Source organism: Moritella sp. 36 (assembly GCF_018219415.1).
Classification (GTDB): domain Bacteria; phylum Pseudomonadota; class Gammaproteobacteria; order Enterobacterales; family Moritellaceae; genus Moritella.
The window spans coordinates 4,223,711-4,243,709 of record NZ_CP056120.1; the positions used below are offsets into that span (position 1 = coordinate 4,223,711).

General features: G+C 39.9%; 20 protein-coding genes. 6 read left to right on the forward strand and 14 right to left on the reverse strand.

What is annotated here, in order from left to right:
- The first annotated feature begins 111 nt into the window (after window positions 1-111).
- On the forward strand, window positions 112-1,152 hold the full coding sequence (purM, locus tag HWV03_RS18645) for a phosphoribosylformylglycinamidine cyclo-ligase (RefSeq protein ID WP_045109138.1): 1,041 nt from the start codon (window positions 112-114) through the stop codon (window positions 1,150-1,152).
- Window positions 1,152-1,799, forward strand: a complete 648-nt coding sequence (gene purN, locus HWV03_RS18650) for a phosphoribosylglycinamide formyltransferase (RefSeq protein ID WP_211677289.1) — start codon at window positions 1,152-1,154, stop codon at window positions 1,797-1,799. The genes purM and purN overlap by 1 nt, the downstream gene beginning before the upstream one ends.
- Window positions 1,800-1,897: 98 nt before the next feature.
- On the opposite strand, the gene HWV03_RS18655 is transcribed toward purN, so the two are convergent.
- Entirely contained in the window at window positions 1,898-2,674 is a 777-nt protein-coding gene (locus HWV03_RS18655) for a class II glutamine amidotransferase (RefSeq protein ID WP_211672940.1), read from the reverse strand.
- A 76-nt stretch (window positions 2,675-2,750) separates the two neighbouring features.
- On the reverse strand, window positions 2,751-3,341 hold the full coding sequence (gene lpcA / locus HWV03_RS18660; protein ID WP_211677291.1) for a D-sedoheptulose 7-phosphate isomerase: 591 nt from the start codon (window positions 3,339-3,341) through the stop codon (window positions 2,751-2,753).
- Window positions 3,342-3,777: 436 nt separating this feature from the next.
- Between lpcA and fadE the strand changes: the two genes are divergently transcribed.
- Window positions 3,778-6,294, forward strand: a complete 2,517-nt coding sequence (fadE, locus tag HWV03_RS18665) for an acyl-CoA dehydrogenase FadE (protein ID WP_211677293.1) — start codon at window positions 3,778-3,780, stop codon at window positions 6,292-6,294.
- Between the two features lie 126 nt (window positions 6,295-6,420).
- Here fadE and pepB read toward each other — a convergent pair whose 3' ends face one another.
- The 12 genes from pepB to trmJ form a co-directional block, all read right to left on the reverse strand.
- Window positions 6,421-7,731 carry an aminopeptidase PepB gene (gene pepB, locus HWV03_RS18670; protein WP_211677295.1) on the reverse strand — a complete coding sequence of 437 codons (1,311 nt, stop codon included), beginning with the start codon at window positions 7,729-7,731 and terminating at the stop codon, window positions 6,421-6,423.
- 297 nt (window positions 7,732-8,028) lie between these two features.
- Window positions 8,029-8,736: a PEP-CTERM sorting domain-containing protein gene (locus HWV03_RS18675; protein ID WP_211677297.1), complete on the reverse strand. Its 708-nt coding sequence runs from the start codon at window positions 8,734-8,736 to the stop codon at window positions 8,029-8,031.
- Window positions 8,737-9,217: 481 nt separating this feature from the next.
- The gene (locus HWV03_RS18680) at window positions 9,218-9,919 is read right to left on the reverse strand and encodes a PEP-CTERM sorting domain-containing protein (RefSeq protein WP_211677299.1); all 702 of its coding nucleotides are present in this window, start codon (window positions 9,917-9,919) and stop codon (window positions 9,218-9,220) included.
- A 216-nt stretch (window positions 9,920-10,135) separates the two neighbouring features.
- Window positions 10,136-10,333, reverse strand: coding sequence for a Fe-S cluster assembly protein IscX (gene iscX, locus HWV03_RS18685; RefSeq protein ID WP_006031189.1), 198 nt, complete (start codon window positions 10,331-10,333; stop codon window positions 10,136-10,138).
- Between the two features lie 112 nt (window positions 10,334-10,445).
- Window positions 10,446-10,784 (reverse strand): ISC system 2Fe-2S type ferredoxin, encoded by a 339-nt coding sequence (gene fdx / locus HWV03_RS18690; protein WP_211677301.1) that lies wholly within the window; start codon window positions 10,782-10,784, stop codon window positions 10,446-10,448.
- Between the two features lie 3 nt (window positions 10,785-10,787).
- Window positions 10,788-12,647, reverse strand: a complete 1,860-nt coding sequence (hscA, locus tag HWV03_RS18695; RefSeq protein WP_211677303.1) for a Fe-S protein assembly chaperone HscA — start codon at window positions 12,645-12,647, stop codon at window positions 10,788-10,790.
- Window positions 12,648-12,677: 30 nt separating this feature from the next.
- On the reverse strand, window positions 12,678-13,196 hold the full coding sequence (hscB, locus tag HWV03_RS18700) for a co-chaperone HscB (protein WP_211677305.1): 519 nt from the start codon (window positions 13,194-13,196) through the stop codon (window positions 12,678-12,680).
- A gap of 69 nt (window positions 13,197-13,265) precedes the next feature.
- On the reverse strand, window positions 13,266-13,589 hold the full coding sequence (gene iscA / locus HWV03_RS18705; RefSeq protein WP_045109126.1) for an iron-sulfur cluster assembly protein IscA: 324 nt from the start codon (window positions 13,587-13,589) through the stop codon (window positions 13,266-13,268).
- A gap of 9 nt (window positions 13,590-13,598) precedes the next feature.
- Window positions 13,599-13,982, reverse strand: coding sequence for a Fe-S cluster assembly scaffold IscU (iscU, locus tag HWV03_RS18710; RefSeq protein ID WP_211672949.1), 384 nt, complete (start codon window positions 13,980-13,982; stop codon window positions 13,599-13,601).
- 52 nt (window positions 13,983-14,034) lie between these two features.
- On the reverse strand, window positions 14,035-15,249 hold the full coding sequence (locus HWV03_RS18715; protein WP_211677307.1) for an IscS subfamily cysteine desulfurase: 1,215 nt from the start codon (window positions 15,247-15,249) through the stop codon (window positions 14,035-14,037).
- 87 nt (window positions 15,250-15,336) lie between these two features.
- Complete coding sequence (locus HWV03_RS18720; protein ID WP_211677309.1) at window positions 15,337-15,810, reverse strand: Fe-S cluster assembly transcription factor; 474 nt, start codon at window positions 15,808-15,810, stop codon at window positions 15,337-15,339.
- Between the two features lie 125 nt (window positions 15,811-15,935).
- The gene (trmJ, locus tag HWV03_RS18725) at window positions 15,936-16,652 is read right to left on the reverse strand and encodes a tRNA (cytosine(32)/uridine(32)-2'-O)-methyltransferase TrmJ (protein ID WP_045109122.1); all 717 of its coding nucleotides are present in this window, start codon (window positions 16,650-16,652) and stop codon (window positions 15,936-15,938) included.
- A gap of 296 nt (window positions 16,653-16,948) precedes the next feature.
- Here trmJ and HWV03_RS18730 point away from each other — a divergent pair, with 296 nt between their 5' ends.
- The 3 genes from HWV03_RS18730 (at window position 16,949) to suhB (ending at window position 19,832) form a co-directional block, all read left to right on the forward strand.
- On the forward strand, window positions 16,949-17,908 hold the full coding sequence (locus HWV03_RS18730; protein ID WP_211677311.1) for an esterase/lipase family protein: 960 nt from the start codon (window positions 16,949-16,951) through the stop codon (window positions 17,906-17,908).
- 1 nt (window position 17,909) lies between these two features.
- On the forward strand, window positions 17,910-18,881 hold the full coding sequence (locus HWV03_RS18735; protein ID WP_211677313.1) for a lipase secretion chaperone: 972 nt from the start codon (window positions 17,910-17,912) through the stop codon (window positions 18,879-18,881).
- Between the two features lie 147 nt (window positions 18,882-19,028).
- Complete coding sequence (gene suhB / locus HWV03_RS18740; protein WP_211677315.1) at window positions 19,029-19,832, forward strand: inositol-1-monophosphatase; 804 nt, start codon at window positions 19,029-19,031, stop codon at window positions 19,830-19,832.
- The last annotated feature ends 167 nt before the right edge of the window (window positions 19,833-19,999 follow it).

A 19,999-nucleotide genomic window follows, 5' to 3' on the forward strand; every position in this document is an offset into this window, starting at 1 on the left:
TCAATTTGCAGGTCGAACAAGGCATAATTTTGTTTCTATTCTGTGATTAAAGTTGTTAACATGGCGGCGATTTTTTAATCCAATTGATACGATTAGTTTGTGAGGGATCCAGTGAGCAACCAAAATACTTCTCTAAGTTATAAAGATGCAGGCGTTGATATAGACGCAGGTAATGCATTAGTAGAACGCATTAAAGGTGTAGCAAAAAAGACTAAACGACCTGAAGTTATGGGTGGTCTAGGTGGCTTCGGCGCACTTTGCCAATTGCCTACTGGTTATAAAGAACCAGTGTTGGTCGCAGGAACAGACGGTGTAGGAACTAAACTACGCCTCGCTATCGATTTAGCTAAATATGATACTGTTGGTATCGATCTAGTTGCTATGTGTGTGAATGACCTTATTGTACAAGGTGCTGAGCCACTATTCTTCTTAGATTACTACGCAACAGGTAAACTAGATGTAGATGTAGCTACAGCTGTTGTTACCGGTATTGGTGAAGGTTGTCTACTATCAGGTTGTGCGTTGACCGGTGGTGAAACAGCTGAAATGCCTGGTATGTACGACGGTAAAGATTTTGACATTGCTGGCTTCTGTGTCGGTATTGTTGACAAAGAAAATATCATCGATGGTACTAAAGTTGCTGCGGGTGATAAACTTATCGCTTTAGGATCGAGTGGCCCTCACTCAAACGGCTATTCTTTAGTTCGTAAGATCCTTGAAGTTTCAAAAGAAGATCCAAGTCAAGCATTTGGTGATTCAACGCTAGGTGATACGCTTCTAACACCAACTAACATCTATGTTAAGTCTGTGCTAGCTGTGTTGAAAGAGTGTGAAGTTCATGCTTTATCACACATCACTGGTGGTGGTTTCTGGGAAAATATCCCACGTGTACTACCTGCATTAACAAAAGCTATCATCGATGAAAATAGCTGGCAGTGGCCTGAGATTTTCAACTGGTTACAAGAGAAAGGTAACGTTGAACGTACAGAAATGTACCGTACGTTTAACTGTGGTGTTGGTATGGTTATTGCTCTACCAGAAGCACAAGTTGAAAAAGCACTGGAAATTTTCACTGAACACGGCGAAAATGCGTGGCTAATCGGTGAAATTGCAGACGCTGCAGAAAATGAAGAACAAGTAGAGATAAAATAATGTCTAAACAAGCATCTATCGTAGTATTAGTTTCTGGTAATGGAAGTAATTTACAAACCATTCTAGATCAGTGCGAACAAGGTTCTATTAACGGAAAAGTAACCGCTGTTTTTAGTAACAAAAGTACTGCTTATGGCTTAGAGCGAGCACAACTTGCAGGTGTGGATGCAATATCACTGGCTCAAGGTGATTTTGCTGACCGTGCTGCATTTGATGCTGAACTCATGACACAAATAGATCAATATCAACCCGACCTGATTGTGTTAGCAGGCTATATGCGTATTCTGAGTGATAACTTTGTACAGCATTATGCTGGCAAGATGCTTAATATACATCCATCTCTATTACCTAAATATCCAGGTTTAGATACACATCAACGTGCAATTGATAATGGCGATGAAGAACACGGTGCTTCAGTGCACTTTGTTACGCCAGAGCTAGACTCAGGTCCAGTTATCTTACAAGCAAAAGTACCTGTATTTGAAGATGATAGCGTAGATGATTTAAGTTCACGAGTGCATACTCAAGAACATATGATCTACCCTATGGTTGTACAATGGTTCTGCGCTGAACGTTTAGCTATGATCGACGATAAGGCCGTACTTGATGGTAAAGAATTAGCAGTAAGTGGCTACGCTGCAGACTAAGTTAATTCATTAATCCTAGATAATAAAAAGCCTTTATCGCATGACTGCATAAAGGCTTTTTTTATGGAACTTCCAGACATGTTAATTAAATCAACATGTCAAAAGTTAGTTAGCATAATATGACCACGACAGAATACGCAATATTCCCCCGGCTGCATTTTGTGCCAAACTTCATTATCCGTCAGCGGTTGCGTCGCTATAATCGCGACAACATCAGAATCTGAGGTTTCATTCGCAAAGTTAATTTCAATGTTTTCATCAATTAACTGCGCATGACCAAACGGCGCTTCGCGAATAATATGATGTAAGTTATTAGTACAGTAGGCAAATACGAAATCGCCATCGGTTAGTAACAGATTAAATACACCCAATGCTCTTAACTGATCACATAAGCTCGCAATAAAACGAAACACGGGTTTCATATCATTAGGCTTAATAGGAAACTGTTTACTTACTTCTTGTAAAATCCAACAGAACGCGAGTTCACTGTCAGTCTCACCAATTGGTGTATAAAACCCAGTCGCTAAACCTTGATAATCAGTGAGCTGGCCATTATGTGCATACGTCCAGTTTTTACCCCAAAATTCACGGGTAAAAGGATGGGTATTTTCTAATGCCACACCACCACGATTAGCTTGACGAATATGCGAAATAACCGCTTGGCTTTTAATCGGGTAATCTTTGACTAATTGTGCGACTTTTGACTCGCAACTTGGTTTCGGGTCACGAAAAGTACGGCAACCCTTACCTTCATAAAAAGTAATCCCCCAACCATCAGAATGTGGTCCAGTCTTACCACCACGCTGCATCAGCCCAGAAAAACTAAAACAAATGTCGGTAGGCACATTTGCGCTCATACCTAATAATTCACACATATACTGATAACTTCACTTTTATGGCTTACTAACATTAACCACATAGGGTTAAATTAATTTAACGAAAGACTATAGCTTAATCTGCATAACCCATCATTTTTTCGACTAACTGAATCAACAAGTGGATCACTTTAATGTGGATCTCTTGGATACGGTCAGCATAACCGAAATGCGGTACGCGAATTTCGATATCAGCAATGCCCGCCATTTTACCGCCATCTTTACCTGTTAATGCAATGGTCTTCATACCTTTTTCTTTCGCTGCCGCAAATGCATTTATTACATTTTGTGAGTTACCACTGGTACTTAACCCTAATAACACATCACCTTTCTGGCCGATGCCTTCTACATAGCGTGAAAAAACATATTCATAACCAAAATCGTTGCTCACACAAGACATATGACTCACATCAGAAATAGCAATTCCTGGCATTGCAGGACGATTTTCACGATAGCGGCCTGATAGCTCTTCCGCAAAATGCATCGCATCGCAATGTGAGCCGCCATTACCACAAGATAATACTTTACCTCCGGCTTTAAATGAATCAGCTAATAAAGCTGCTGCGGCTTCGATATTTTCACCATTTTTCGGGTCAGCTAAGAAGTCATTTAAAACTTGTGCTGCTTCGACTAATTCTTGCTGAATTAAGCCTTGATAACTTGTCATTTATTATCGCCTCTATGCCTAAAATATATTTGTATAATAGTACTATTGTTTCACAAAATAATGTACCTGTATCACCCACATAAATAAAAGGTTAAGCATAACCCAAAATAAGTGAATCACATGATAAAGTGCTTAGTTAACATCCACTTAATACCCAATAATGAGTATTAAGAGGCATTGTTTATTGACCGAATTGACCTAAAATAAAAGCAAATAGGCAATTAAATTATCAATTCAATAACGCTATTATCAGTGCACACTTGTAAACCCAATTGGTTAAAAACAAGCGTTTAGCGGCAGGTTCTATAAATAGTATGTAAAATACATGTAAAAAACTTGCTAATTTAATAGTTATCAACTAGAACTAATACTCAAACCAGCGTTCTGGTCTGACCTCTGACTTTGCTATTTAGTTGCTTAATGAAAGGAGAAAATCATGGCAACCACAATTTCACTATTAGCCTTAGTGGCAATATTTGGTACATTATCTTACCAAAGAGCATCATTAGCTGCTTTTACCGGTGCGTTTTTTGTTGCACTTGCAGCCATTTCATATTTCGGTGATGTGCCATTCGCTATTTGGATAATAACAGCTGTAATTGCGATACCATTAAATATCACCAGTATTCGTCAAGGCTATTTAACAGCGCCTATTTTAAAAGGTTTTCGTAAAATCATGCCTGAAATGTCTCAAACAGAGACTGAAGCATTAGAAGCCGGTACAACTTGGTGGGATGCAGACCTATTCAGCGGTAAACCAAATTGGGAGAAACTGCACAATGTGCCAGCGCCAGCGTTAACAGCTGAAGAGCGAGCTTTCCTTGACGGTCCAGTTGAAGAAGCATGTCGCATGGCTGATGAGTTTGATATCACGCATAATCGTGCCGACTTACCTCCAGAATTATGGGAATTCCTTAAGACTAAAGGTTTCTTCGCCATGATCATCAAGAAAAAATACGGTGGTCTAGAATTCTCTGCATTAGCACAATCAATGGTACTACAAAAACTAACTGGCTCAAGCGCAGTAATGGCGAGTACAGTTGGTGTACCTAACTCATTAGGGCCTGGTGAATTATTACAGCACTATGGTACTAAAGAGCAACAAGATTACTACCTTCCTCGCCTTGCGGTTGGTGATGAAATTCCATGTTTCGCACTGACAAGCCCTGAAGCTGGTTCTGATGCAGGCGCTATCCCTGATTTCGGTATCGTATGTAAAGGCGAGTTCGAGGGTAAAGAAGTTCTCGGTATGAAACTGACTTGGAACAAACGTTATATTACGCTTGCACCTGTAGCCACTGTGCTTGGTCTTGCGATTAAATTACGCGACCCAGATGGTCTACTTGGTGATAAAGAAGATATCGGTATTACTTGTGCGCTTATCCCTACGGATATCCCAGGTGTTGAAACTGGTCGTCGTCATTTCCCACTTAACTTACCGTTCCAAAATGGTCCAACTAAAGGTAACGAAGTATTCGTACCATTAGATTACATTATTGGTGGTCCGGAAATGGCTGGTCAAGGCTGGCGTATGCTGGTTGAATGTCTGTCTGTTGGTCGTGGTATTACCCTTCCTTCTTGTTCTGCTGGTGCAGTTAAGCTAGCAGCATTAGGCATGGGTTCTTACACTGCTATCCGTCGTCAATTTAAAGTTGCGATTGGTAAAATGGAAGGTATCGAAGAGCCACTAGCACGTATTGGTGGTAATGCTTACCTTATGGGCGCGGCATCAACACTAACAACAAGTGCAATTGATTTAGGTGAGAAACCATCTGTAATTACTGCGATTATTAAAATGCATTTAACAGACCGTGCTCAGAAATGTGCAATCGATGCAATGGACATCTCTGGTGGCAAAGGTATCTGTCTTGGTCCAAACAACATGGCAGGTCGTGGTTACCAAGCGGCGCCAGTTGCAATTACGGTTGAAGGTGCGAACATTTTAACACGTAACCTGATCATTTATGGTCAAGGTGCAATCCGTTGTCATCCGTTCGTATTACCAGAACTGAATGCTGCCGCACTTGAAGATCATAAGAAAGGTCTACAAGACTTTGATGCCGCGTTATTCGGTCATATCGGCTTTGCAATGTCTAACTTCTTCCGTTCATTTGTAATGGGCATTACTAACGGTAAAGGTTCTGCTGCACCATTTAAAGATGAAACTGCACAATACTACCAACAGATGAACCGCTTAAGTGCCAACTTAGCCTTCCTATCTGATGTAGCGATGGGTGTACTCGGTGGTGATCTGAAACGTAAAGAGCGTGTGTCTGCACGTTTAGGTGATATTTTAAGTCAACTGTACTTATCATCAGCAACGCTAAAACGTTATGAAGATGAAGGTCGTCAAAAAGATGATTTACCACTAGTACATTGGGCACTGCAAGATTCATTATTTAAAGCTGAACAAGCGATTGATGAGTTACTACGTAACTTCCCTGTTCGTTTTGTTGGTATCGCACTACGCGCAATGGTATTACCAGCAGGTACGCGTCTATCACGTCCTACAGATACGTTAGACCATGTTGTGGCAGGTTTGCTACAAGTTCCTTCTGAAACCCGTAGTCGCCTAGCGACAGACATGTACCTAACTGAAGAAGAAGGTAATGCTATTGGTCTTCAAGAAAAAGCCTTGAGAGACATCATCATTGCAGAGCCTATCTTCATCCGTGTTTGTAAAGAGAATGGCGTTAAATTACCATTTATTTATCTAGACAAATTTGCTGACGAAGCACTGGCTAAAAAGCAGATCACAGCAGATGAAGCGGAACTACTAAAAGAGGCAGAGGTTGGTCGTTTACGTACAATTAACGTTGATGACTTTGACCCTGAAGTACTTGCAGCAGATAAATCGTTAGTTAATCAACTAAATGGTGACTGGCGTGCACGTGCAAATGGCACAGCGAAACCAACGAAAAATAAAAAAGTAAAAACAGAAGCGATAGCTTAGTCTTTATTTCATAGCCGGTAACAATTCATCGTTATCAACAAAAATCCCACTGTGATCATTGATGGCAGTGGGATTTTTTTATTCACCACAAGTTACTGTAGTGATCTATTACCTAACCTATATTGCCTAAGCGTCTAATAGCGTTTTAGCCAAAGTACGAATACCATGCCCTTTAGCGCCTGTCGCCCATAAATCATTAGCTGCTTTTTGATACGAACCAGCTAAATCTAAATGTAACCAACCTTGCCCATCTTCACGCACAAAACGTGATAAGAATGCAGCCGCAGTTGATGCTCCAGCACGACCTTCGCCAGCATGAATATTTGCCATATCAGCAAAGCTCGATGGTAATTGTTGTTGATGCCATCTTTCTAATGGTAGCTGCCAAGCAAATTCATTCTCTGCTTTCGCATTTGCCAAAAGTGAATTAACAAAGTTCTGATCAAAGCCAAATACTGCATTATAGTCACGACCAAGCGCCATCTTAGCCGCACCCGTTAGTGTAGCAGCGTCAATCAAACGCTGCGGTGAGTTTTCTTCTGCTGCAAGTAAACCGTCAGCTAGCACTAATCGGCCTTCAGCATCTGTATTAAGCACTTCTACAGTAATATCATTTTTGTACGTAATGATATCGCCAAGTTTAAATGCATTACTGCTAATCATGTTTTCTGCACAGCATAAGAATAGCTGCACGCGTTGATTTAAGCCTTGGCTGATTGCTAATGCCAATGCACCCGTCAATGTTGCCGCACCGCCCATGTCACTTTTCATTACAGCCATACCATCAGAAGGCTTAATGCTGTACCCCCCCGAGTCAAAGGTAATGCCCTTACCGACTAATGCTGTCGAAATTGGCGCATCCCCACTGCCAGTTGGGTTAAAATCTAATTGCAACATTGCTGGCGGGTGCTGACTACCACGACCAACAGTGTGAATACCGGTGAAACCGTGTGTTAATAATTCTTCACCCGCAATAATCTTGTACGTAATCGATTCAGGTGCCAATTGTAATAATAAGTCTGCAGCACTTTGGGCTAACTTAATCGGATACATTTCTTCTGCATCGGTATTAATGGTTTTACGCACCCAATGACTGGCTTGTTGAAATGCAATGAAATCTTTCTTTTCAATACTGCTCGCTTGCTCTAAACCAAAACAAGCTTGCTGATTTTCTTTTGCTGTGTAATAACCTTGATCAAATGCAATACGTAATTCAGTATCCCATAATTCGCCCTTTAAGGTCACTTTACCTATCCCTTGATTGGATAGTTTACGTGCCGCACGTTGTACTTGTAATGCACTCTCAGCTCCAAGATCTGCACTATCTCCACCAAGGTGAATAGAGGCGACACCAGCATTAAAACTAATTAATGCATTGTTACCCCAAAAACTGTCAGCGGGAGCAAGCGTTAGCTCAACGCTCATGAAATCCTTCATTAAATACCCTTAATATAGACATGATAATACGATTACTATAACAATACTTTTATGGTTTGTTTGGTTATGTATCATAAATATTTGTAAATCGTTTTATTATTTTGCCCATAGAGGAGCTAGTTTGAAAGAATAAAGATTGTACGTAGCAGTTGCGGGGGCTAGCTGTAACAGCCGGTTCTCTACCTGAAAGATCCGTTGGTGGCTTAATTGCTTATTTCCTTAAACTAAAAAAGCTATCGCTAGCATAACTAATTAGAAAATTGGTTATGTTAGCGATAGCCTAAACTAAATAAGAGATTAATCATTAGATTTATAAGTAGCTTTGCGTCGAAGCATTAATGTTAACCCTAATAATCCAAATCCAAATAGCGTTAAACCAGCTGGTTCACTTACATTAATAGGGGGTGGCTCTGGATATACTTGTAATAGGTCTTGTACTCCATCGTTATGATAGACATCAACAATAACGTCATTTGTCCACGTATTTAAAGAGTCAAGATAGTCTTGGGCAAGGATTGCACCACCACCGCCGAGTTGAAATAAAATAAAGTCACCAGCACCTAGATCAAAACCATTTGTATTGTAATCTTCATGCACGATCTCCCAAAGTGCAATCTGGAAGGCTGCTGCTGTGGCTGCATCAGAAACACTGGCATATTTGTTTGTATAGAGACGGCCTATGTATTCTGCCACTTCAGGTCCTGTTCCAAAAGGTTCGGGGTCCGTGGCTGGGTGAATACTAAAGTCAGCTGTATCACCAAAGTTAATTGGCTCGGTGATCTCAAGACAAAAAGCTAAAAAATCAGATTGCGTCGTATTATTGGTAAAATTAAATAACCCAGCCGATGAAAAACCAGCTCCAACACCACCGTTAACAGAATATAGAACCCCCTCATTCCAACCATTTTCCCAAGAGTTTAAGGTTGCAGAAATTGTTGTCGCACTTACTTGGTTAGCCGATAAAATTAGGCTGAAGGTTAAAATTAATTTTTGTATCAATTTCATATTTCAATTCCTATTATATATAAATACATACTCTCTAAAGCATTTGTCGTGCCATAAAAAAAACACCTTAAATACAACACGTTAAATGTAAAGAGGTAGTTTAAACATGATAAGTGTAAAAAAAATCAACACTTTAAATTAAATTTTTTAATACTTATCCTTGTTTTTGACTTGCATAAATTCGCTATTAATATGGACGCGTTCCATCTCATGCGGCGAAGGATCTACTGTTCAGACATTAGTTGACTGAGATGAAAACAAGCTTGTTATGGGAGTAGTTCCACGCATAGAGGAGCAAGTTTGAAAGAATAAAGATTGTACATAGCAGTTGTGGGGCTAGCTGTAACAGCGCTGGAAACACTCGATTTTTTACCTGAAAGATCCGTTGGTGTCTTAATTGCTTATTTCCTTAAAACCAAAAAACCATCGCTTAACATAATCAATTCAGAAAAATAGGTTAATGGCGATGGCTAATCTGAGACTAATCATTAGATTTATAAGTAGTTTTGCGTCGAATCATTGATGCTAACCCTAATAATCCAAACCCAAATAACGATAAGCTTGCTGGTTCGTTTACAGGAATAGGGGGCGGTTCTGGATATACTTGTAATAGATCTTGGGCTCCAGCGTTACGATAGACATCAACAACAACGTTATTTGTCCACGAATCTAAAGAGTTAAGATAACCAGCTGCAATATTTGCACCGCCCGGAAATGCTTGTACCAACTGAAAGTCACCTGTGTGTAAGTCAAAGCCATATGTATTGTAGTCTTCATGCACGATTTCCCAAAGTGCAATCTGGAAGGCTGCCGCTGTGCTTGCATCAGAAACACTGGCATATTGGTTTGTATAAAGGCGGCCTATGTATTCAGCCACTTCAGCCCCTGTTCCAAAAGGTTCTGGGTCTGTGGCAGAGTAAATAGTATAGTCTGCAGTATCACCGATATCGATTGGCTCATTGACCTCAAGACAAAAAGCTAAAAAATCTGATTGTGTCGTATTATTGGTAAAATTAAATAATCCAGCCGATGAGTATCCATAGCTACTGGGTGCTGTATATAAAACCCCCTCAGTCCAACCATTTTCCCAAGAGTTTAAGGTTGCAGAAATTGTAGTCGCACTTACTTGGTTAGCCGATAAAATTAGGCTGAAGGTTAAAATTAATTTTTGTATCAATTTCATATTTAAATTCCTCTTATATAAATACATACCCTCTAAAGCATTTGCCATGCCATAAAAAAAAGTATTTAAATACAGGCTATTAAATTCAATTAATAGTTTAAACATAACAAAGTGTAAAAAAAATCAACGCTTCAAAGTTAAAAAAAAGCCCATAATCAGCATATGCTAATTATGGGCTTATTCTGTATTGACGATTAGCTATTAACAATTAAATTGTTAATATTCATCAATCCAAGCAAGCATCACGGCTTCAAGTACTCTTTCACCACAATGATTAGGATCATCGGTAAAATCGTCCAACCCTAATATCATCCGACGCAAGTCTGTAAACCTGACTTGCTGTGGATCTTGCTCTGGATAATTTTCAGCTAATGTAATGGCAATCTCTGTACTATCCGACCACGCTAATGCCATAAAAACCTCCCTAAAAATATGTGCAGCAACAAATAGACTGCACACTTACTTTCAGTTTAGTTTGCTTACGCAATTTATGCGTAGGATAAAGACACCTTAGCTTAACAATCAGTTAATGGCTTTCAGATACCATGTTGATCGTGTATTTAGGGATCTCAACAACCAAATCTTCATCTTCGACGATCGCTTGGCAACCTAAACGAGAGTCCGGTTCTAAACCCCATGCTTTATCTAACATGTCATCTTCAAGCTCATCACTTTCTTCTAATGAATCAAAGCCTTCACGTACAATCACATGACAAGTAGTACAGGCACATGATTTCTCACAAGCATGTTCAATGATGATTCTATTGCGAAGCGCAACATCAAGGATCGTTTCACCTTTCTCAACGTCTACAGATAGACCTTCTGGGCATAACTCTTCATGGGGTAAAAATATAACTTTTGGCATTTCTTAGACCTTATCTACCGACTGACCCTGCAACGCTTTACGGATTGATGCATCCATACGACGAGCAGCAAAATCTTGTGTTAATTTATCGACTGTTTCAATTTCTTTTTCAATCGCATCTCTGTCATTACCTTGACGGATCTGATAAAGCGTTTGAATCGCTGTTTCAATGGCACTTTGCTCTACATTTGACAACAATGCTTTACCGTCTTGTTGTAAGGCTACGATCAGGCTTTCCATTACACGGTCTGCTTCTAGCTGTTGTTCAGCTAACATGCGCGCAGTTACATCTTCTTTCGCATATGTCATTGAATCTTTAAGCATGTTAGCCACTTCATTATCACTTAAACCATACGACGGTTTAACTTGAATAGAAGCAGATACACCCGATGATTTTTCCATCGCGGATACACTTAACAACCCATCCGCATCAACTTGGAAGGTAACACGAATATGCGCAGCACCCGCCGCCATTGGTGGAATACCTGTTAACGAGAAACGCGCTAATGAACGGCAATCATCAACCAATTCACGCTCGCCTTGCAACACGTGGATTGTCATTGCAGTTTGACCATCTTTAAACGTGGTAAACTCTTGAGCGCGTGCGACTGGAATAGTGGTATTACGTGGTATCACTTTTTCAACTAGGTTCCCCATCGTTTCAAGACCCAGTGACAATGGTGTTACGTCTAGTAATAACAGGTCTGAATCAGGTTTGTTACCGACTAATACATCGGCCTGAATCGCAGCACCAATTGCAACAACCTTATCTGGATTGATACTTGTCAGTGGCTCTTGTGCAAAGAACTCACCTACTTTTTCACGTACTAATGGTACACGTGTGGAACCGCCGACCATAACGACTTCAAGTACATCGTCTTTACTGATATCAGCGTCTTTTAACGAACGACGACATGCTAATAAAGTACGTTTGACCAATGGCTGAATAAGATCTTCAAATGTTGTTCGGCTTAATATGCCCTGCCAATTCACTGCTTCTAATGCAATATTAATCTCAACACTATCGTTATCTGTTAGTGCTTGTTTCGCATGTTTGGCTTCCGTTAGTAGTAGGCGTTGCATCGCTAACGACTGCTCACTCACAAGTCCAGCTTCAGCACTGATCCAGTCCGCAACTAAATGATCGAAATCATCACCACCCAGTGCAGAATCACCGCCTGTTGCAAGCACTTCGAACACGCCTTTATTTAAACGTAAAATAGATATATCAAACGTACCGCCACCCAGATCATAAACCGCAATAATACCTTCTTGGCCAGCATCTAAACCATACGCGATCGCGGCAGCCGTTGGTTCGTTTAATAATCGTAAAACATTTAACCCTGCAATATTTGCAGCGTCTTTCGTGCCTTGACGTTGTGCATCATCAAAATAGGCGGGTACCGTGATCACCACACCGTTAAGCTCACCTGCAAGTGTCTCAGTGGCACGTGCTGCTAATGCTTTTAGAATTTCTGCAGATACTTGTACTGGATTAAGTTCACCAGCCACCGTCTTAATTAACGGTTGGCCCGATGCCGACTCAACAAGTACATTAGGAATACGCGTAGTATTAATATCAGTGAATGCTTTACCCATCAAACGCTTTACCGAAGAAATGGTATTTTCTGGATCGGTTATCGCTTGTTGTGCTGCGTCGTCACCAACCACAACTGAATCTGTAGTATAATGAACCACTGACGGTAAAATATCTCGACCAGTCTTATCAACTAACGTTTCAGCACTGCCACTACGGACGCTTGCCACTAATGAATTCGTTGTACCTAGATCGATACCAACAGCAAGTTTATGCTCATGAGGTGCTGCCGTTTGTCCCGGTTCAGCAATTTGAAGTAATGCCATGTTTTAGGTTCTTAAATTTAAATTATTTGATTAATAATCAAGTAAACTATCTTCAAGTGTACTTAATTGTGTTTGCAGTTTGCAGACAAACTTTAATTTACGCACTACATTTGCCGCGTCGTTATAATGCTCAGCGCTGATTAATTTATTAAATTCTTGCAGGTACGCTTTAATCGATAATGTTAATTCATCATCAAAGTCTGCAATTTCTTGCTCAGGATCAGCTGAATGCGGAATTTCTTCAAGACGCTCGTGTTGTTCCATCTGCTGCATAAGAAACATTGGGTCTTGCAATGTTTGTTGCTCACCACGGATATCTTCATGACAAACGGCAAGGATATATTCAGCACGTTGAATTGGCGACTTAAGAATTGAATAAGCATCATTAACTTGTGATGATTTTTGCACCGCTAATAAACGCTCGCGCTCACTGTTATTGGCAAAATTATCCGGATGTAGTGAGCGCTGTAATTCTCGATATGTTATAGCTAAACTGGCATTATCTAGTTCAAAATTAACGGGTAAACCAAACAGCTCAAAATGGTTCATCTGACGACCTTTACTGAATAGATTAAATAAACAAAACCCAAATAACGAGGTTATTTGGGTTTATCAATATTATACGCTGAAGCTTTCACCGCAGCCGCATTCGCCTTTCAGGTTGGGATTGTTAAATTCAAACCCTTCATTAAGGCCTTCTTTAACGAAATCTAACTCGATCCCGTCAAGATAAACGAGGCTTTTTTTATCCACGATAACGGTAACGCCTTTTTCAACAAAAACTTCGTCGTTCTCGTCAATAGCGTCAACAAACTCAAGGACATAAGCTAAGCCAGAGCAACCAGATGTTTTCACACCTAGGCGTAAACCGGCACCTTTACCACGTTTATCAAGGTAGCTAGCAACACGCGCTGCAGCAGAGTCAGATAAGGTAACTGCCATATTAAGCTCCTAAGACACTTTTTTCTTTTTGTAATCATCAATTGCAGCTTTAATTGCATCTTCAGCAAGAATTGAACAGTGAATTTTCACTGGTGGTAATTCTAGCTCTTCAGCAATAGTCATATTGGTGATTTCGCCTGCTTGCTCAATGCTCTTGCCTTTTACCCATTCGGTAACAAGTGAGCTTGATGCGATAGCTGAACCACAACCATAAGTTTTAAATTTAGCATCTTCGATAATGCCGTCATCATTAATTTTAAGTTGTAACTTCATTACGTCGCCACACGCTGGTGCGCCTACCATACCTGTTGCGATAGATGGATCATTTTTATCAAATGAACCTACGTTACGTGGGTTTTCATAATGGTCGATTACTTTTTCGCTATAAGCCATGATATAACTCCTTCAAACTAAATATAAATCTTCGTGAAACAAGGGTGAACGATTAGTGGTGATCCCACTCGATAGTGCTTAAATCGATACCATCTTTAAACATCTCCCATAGAGGTGACATTTCACGAAGTTTACTGATGTTTTCTTCAATGATGCTGGTTGCATAATCCACTTCTTCTTCAGTCGTAAAACGGCCGAATGAGAAACGAATTGAGCTGTGTGCCATTTCATCGTTTAGGCCTAATGCACGCAGTACATAAGACGGTTCTAGACTTGCTGATGTACAAGCAGAGCCTGAAGAAACAGCAAGATCTTTCAGTGCCATCATTAATGACTCACCTTCAACAAAGTTGAAGCTTACGTTCAAGTTACTTACGATACGTTGTTCAGCATGACCATTTAGATATACTTCTTCGATACCTGCGATACCTGCCCAGAAACGTTTACGTAATGCTTCAGCATGGTCATTATCTTTTTGCATTTCTTCTTTAGCAATGCGGAAAGCTTCACCCATACCCACGATTTGGTGAGTTGGTAATGTACCACTACGCATACCACGTTCATGGCCTCCACCGTGCATTTGTGCTTCTAGGCGGATACGCGGTTTACGTTGAACGTATAATGCACCAATACCTTTAGGACCATAAATTTTATGTGCCGATACCGATAACATATCTACTTTTAGTTCAGAGAAATCGATTGGTAATTTGCCCGCGCTTTGCGCAGCATCTACATGGAATAAGACTTTCTTAGAACGACAAAGTTCACCCAATGCAGCAATATCATTAATCGCACCGATTTCGTTATTCACGTGCATGATACTAACAATGATTGTATCTTCACGGATTGCAGCTTCAAGGGTTTCAACCGTAATTAGACCTTCAGGTGTTGGGTCTAAATAAGTTACTTCGTATCCTTCACGCTCAAGCTGGCGACAAGTATCCAGCACAGCTTTATGCTCAATTTTACTTGTGATGATATGCTTGCCTTTCTTGTTATAAAAATGCGCAGCACCTTTAATCGCAAGATTGTTTGATTCAGTTGCGCCCGAAGTAATTACAACTTCTCGTGGGTCTGCATTTACTAAATCTGCAATTTGATTACGAGCAATGTCTACTGCTTCTTCAGCTTGCCAGCCGAAACGGTGTGAACGAGACGCAGGGTTACCAAAAATGCCGTCCATAGTTAAGCATTGCATCATTTTTTCTGCTACACGTGGATCTACAGGCGTAGTGGCAGAATAATCCAAATAAATAGGTTTTTTCATTTAGTCATTGCTCCATACAACACCGTTAAACGCTAACAGTGTTCATACTTATAATTATAATTCTATTATGTTTTTATTAAACAATTATCAAATAATATTTACATCAATTTTATTTAACATTTGACGGTCATGATCTTGTTCGTTGACAATCTGCTTTATCTCATTATTTGCCATCAAATCAGCAAGCGATATGTTATCAAGAAAATCACTAATCCGTTCACTTAAATCATCCCAAAGTGAATGCGTTAAACAGCGTTTTCCATCATGACAACCACCCGAAGAATCACACCTAGTCGCTTTTACATTCTCATCAACGGCTTCAATAATCATGCCGACAGAAATCAGCCCAGGTAACATGCCTAACATATAGCCACCACCGGGTCCTCTTGCACTTGCTACCAGTTTCTTCCGACGTAATCGAGAGAATAACTGTTCCAAATACGACAGGGAAATACTTTGTCGTTCAGATATTTCAGCCAGTGGTACAGGTTTCATTTCTGCGTGCAATGCAAGATCAATCATAGCTGTAACGGCGTAACGTCCTTTCGATGTCAATCGCATAGCAACCTCTAAAACTGTTATTTACACTTATGGTTACATACCCGACTTAAATGGTCAAGTATATACCTGACTAATTTACTCAGGTATATGCTTGATGCCATGATAAGCTGTTCGGCGATGCCAAATTATTTTTTTAAATTACGCTGAATAGATACCAATGCACCACGTAAAATATTTAACTCAACCGCTTCAGGGCGAGCACGTGTAAACAATCGACGTAAACGATTCATCACGATCCCTGGGTGGGCTTTATTAATAAAACCAGTATCCCACAATGTTTCTTCAAGGTGAGTGTGGAACATTTCCAGTTCAGCTTGCTTTGGATACGGGTTATCTTGCTCTGGATAGGTGTTGGTAGCAAGATATGCCATACGTGTTTCGTACGTTAAAATCTGTACTGCCATAGCTAAATTTAATGAGCTGTATTCAGGGTTTGCAGAAACACATACATGATAAGTACATTTTTGTAGCTCATCATTGGTCAAGCCAATACGCTCACGACCAAACACTAATGCAACAGGGTAATTAGGTACTTCTTCAATTAGCTTTAAACCCGCTTCACGCGAATCAAGCATTGGCCATTGCAGCGTACGTGAACGCGCACTTGTACCAATGACAAGACCACAATCTGTTACTGCTTCTTCTAAGGTATCGACAATGATTGCATTTTCTAATACATCTGCGGCACCTGCAGCTAATGCTACTGATTTTTCATCAATCTCACATAAAGGTGCAACTAATACCAATTGCGTGAAGCCCATTGTTTTCATTGCACGAGCAGCTGAACCAATATTACCAGGATGAGATGTACCGACTAATACAACTTTTACGTTTGCTAACATAATTAATGAATACCTAAAAAGATGCATAATAGAAAAAAGGCCATTTAAACGACGAGTTTAAAACAATGGTTAGACTATTATTGGAGTTGTTAATTTACTGGTCGCGGATTCTATCACAGTAAACAAGGTATATCTTCTTTCAATATCAATACCTCCCCTGCTTATTCTCATCTATTTTTACTTTTACTTTGACTTACATCTCTTTTTTACATAACCATTATTGAATATGACACCCTGTCCGACAATAATAAACCTCAACGATTTCATGCAACTAAAGTTAACCTAAGGATGGAAAAATGAAACGATTAATGATGATCGCAATAATGCTATCGACAACATTTCTCAATTATGCAAATGCTACAAATTATACAGAAACCAAATATCCAATTGTACTCGTGCATGGTTTTTTAGGCTTTGATGATATTCAAGGTTATGACTATTTCTACAAAATAGCGCAAAAGCTAAGACAAGATGGTGCCACCGTTTTTACCGCACAAATATCTTCAACCAATACAACCGAAATTAGAGGCGAGCAGCTTTTAAAACAAGTTAAACAATTTTTAGCTCTGAGTGGCGCGAGTAAAGTGAATCTTATCGGACACAGCCATGGCGGTCCAACGTCTCGCTATGTTGCGTCAGTAGCGCCAGAACTCGTGGCTTCAGTTACAAGTATTGGTGGTGTTAACAAGGGCTCTAAAGTCGCTGATTTATTCTATACCGTAGCGCCTGATGGCACTTTGATTAATACTGCTGGTGCAACTATTATCGGCTACATATCAAAAATAGCGCAATTTTTATCAAACGGTTCAGCACTTCCAGTTGACCCAGTAGGCGCTTTAAAAGCATTAACGACGCATCAATCGCTTGCGTTTAATAAAAAATACCCAGCAGGTGTGCCAACCACAGCATGTGGTCAAGGTGACCCAGTAGTAATAAGTACAGTGAATGATGTACAGCACAAAGTGTACTATTATTCTTGGACTGGAGACAGATTAGTAACAAGTCCTAAAGATGCGCTAATTGACGTACCGCTAAAGGCTATAAGTTTACTCGCTTTTGGTTCGTCATGGTTGGGTGGTGAAGACAATGATGGCATGGTCGGCGTTTGTAGCACTCACTTAGGTAAAGTGATTGGTACTTATCGAATGAACCATGTTGATGAAATTAATCAGGTGCTTGGCCATACAGCATTATTCCTCTCTGTTCCAAGTTTGTACCGTCAACATGCAAACCGCTTAAAACTACAAGGTTTATAGAATGAAAAAGGCTACACTAGTAATCACAGTTATCGCAGCGGCTGCTAGTGTAGCCTATCTAGCATTGAATGATAAACCGATAAATAAACAGGCAGTAAAGGCTATTAAGTTAGCCACTCATTCAGCAGTAATAGTCAAAAATAATAAGACTACAGAAGTAGTGATCAAACATGAAAACACGATGCCATTAGCCGTCCGCGTCGATAGCTCACCGATTCAAGTATCATCTCAACAAGACACTGAAATTGATCAAACATCATTACGAGGTATGTTTGACTATTTTCTATCTGGTTTTGATGAAACAGAAATGGATATTGAACAATTAAAAGCGAACGTCAAAAGATTCATCACAAATAATCCTGAACGATATAGCACAGCAGATTATGATTTATTCGAACGCTTTCTGCTATATAAACAATCTTTACTTTCGATAGATGTAAACCAAGACCCGAATATTGATGATTTAGAACGTTTTGATAGTGAATTACGGGATAAACAATTAGCCCTATTTAGCACAGCAGAGCAAAAGTTACTTTTTAATAACGAGAATTTACATCGGCAAGTCACCATCAAAAAACTCTATTTAAAATCTATTGCAGTATCTCAAGAAGACTATTTCTACCTCCTTAAAGAAGAGTTGTCCAACTTCCCAGAAGAAATTAGTCGAGTTTATCAAGATGATCTTGTGACATCTGAACTAAATCAAATAGCAAACTATGACAATGAACAACAGCGATACCTTGCTTATGAAGCATTGGGAGGGGCTGAAGTTGCGGTAAGAATGACAGAGTTTGAACATCAGGAAACTGAACTCGATAACAAAATAAATGCCTATTTAGCCCAGCGAAGAGATATCCTAAGCGATACTCATAATTTAAATAAAGACACTCACATTCGCGATCTAAGAGACTCACTTTTTGATCTATCAGAACAAAAGCGGATTAAGTCCCTTGAATACATAGATGATCTATAATGTATGTATTTATTGCCACCATTCGATACTAAAATCAGGTAAAATGGCATTAATAAAATAAGACGAAATAACTTTTGAACATTTTAACAAAGTTGGGTATAATCCGCGCCCTAATTCCCGTTCTTTCAAAAATTTGGTGGTAATAGTATGCATCCGATGCTAACAATCGCGAACCGTGCTGCGCGTGACGCAGGTAATGTAATCGTAAAAGCTTATGGTGACCCAAGCAAGACTAAAGTAGAGCAAAAAGGCACAAATGATTTTGTGACTAACGTAGACAAAGAAGCTGAAGCAGCTATTATCGCTACAATTAAAAAAGCCTACCCAGAGCATACTATCATCGCAAAAGAAAGCGGTGCTACAACTGGTACAGATACAGACTACCAGTGGATCATTGACCCACTAAACGGTACGACTAACTTTGTTAAAGGTATTCCACATTTCGCTGTATCTATCGCTTTACACGTTAAAGGTAAAGCTGAAGTTGCTGTTATCTTTGATGCTATCGGTGATGAAATCTTCTCAGCTTGTCGTGGTAAAGGCGCACAATTAAACGGTTACCGTTTACGTGCTGGCTCTGCTAAAGATTTATCAGGCACTGTTCTTGCTACTAGCTTCCCACACAACATGAAGCACCAGCAAGATACTTACCTAAACATCTTTGGTGCATTATTCTCTGAATGTTCTGATATCCGTGCAGCTGGTTGCCCAGCACTTAACCTTGCTTACCTAGCAGCTGGTCGTATCGACGGTTTATGGAGCATGGGTCAAAAACCTTGGGAAACTGCAGCAGGTAACTTAATTGCCACTGAATCAGGCGCAATCGTAACTGATTTCGCTGGCGGCCATGATTTCTTCAAATCTGGTAACTCAGTTGCTGCATCACCACGCGTACTTAAAGATATGCTTGCTAAGATCCGTCCTAACCTGACTGAATCTCTAGCTAAATAACTTAATTTCAACTAAATAGTAGTGTTAACGCGCTACATTATTGAGTAGAAAATTAAGTAAAAAAAGGCCCCGTACTTGTTACAAGTACGGGGCCTTTTTTATTTAAAATGACGACACTACGTTACATCACCATGATGTTGGGACTCACCATTTACTGATCAAATATT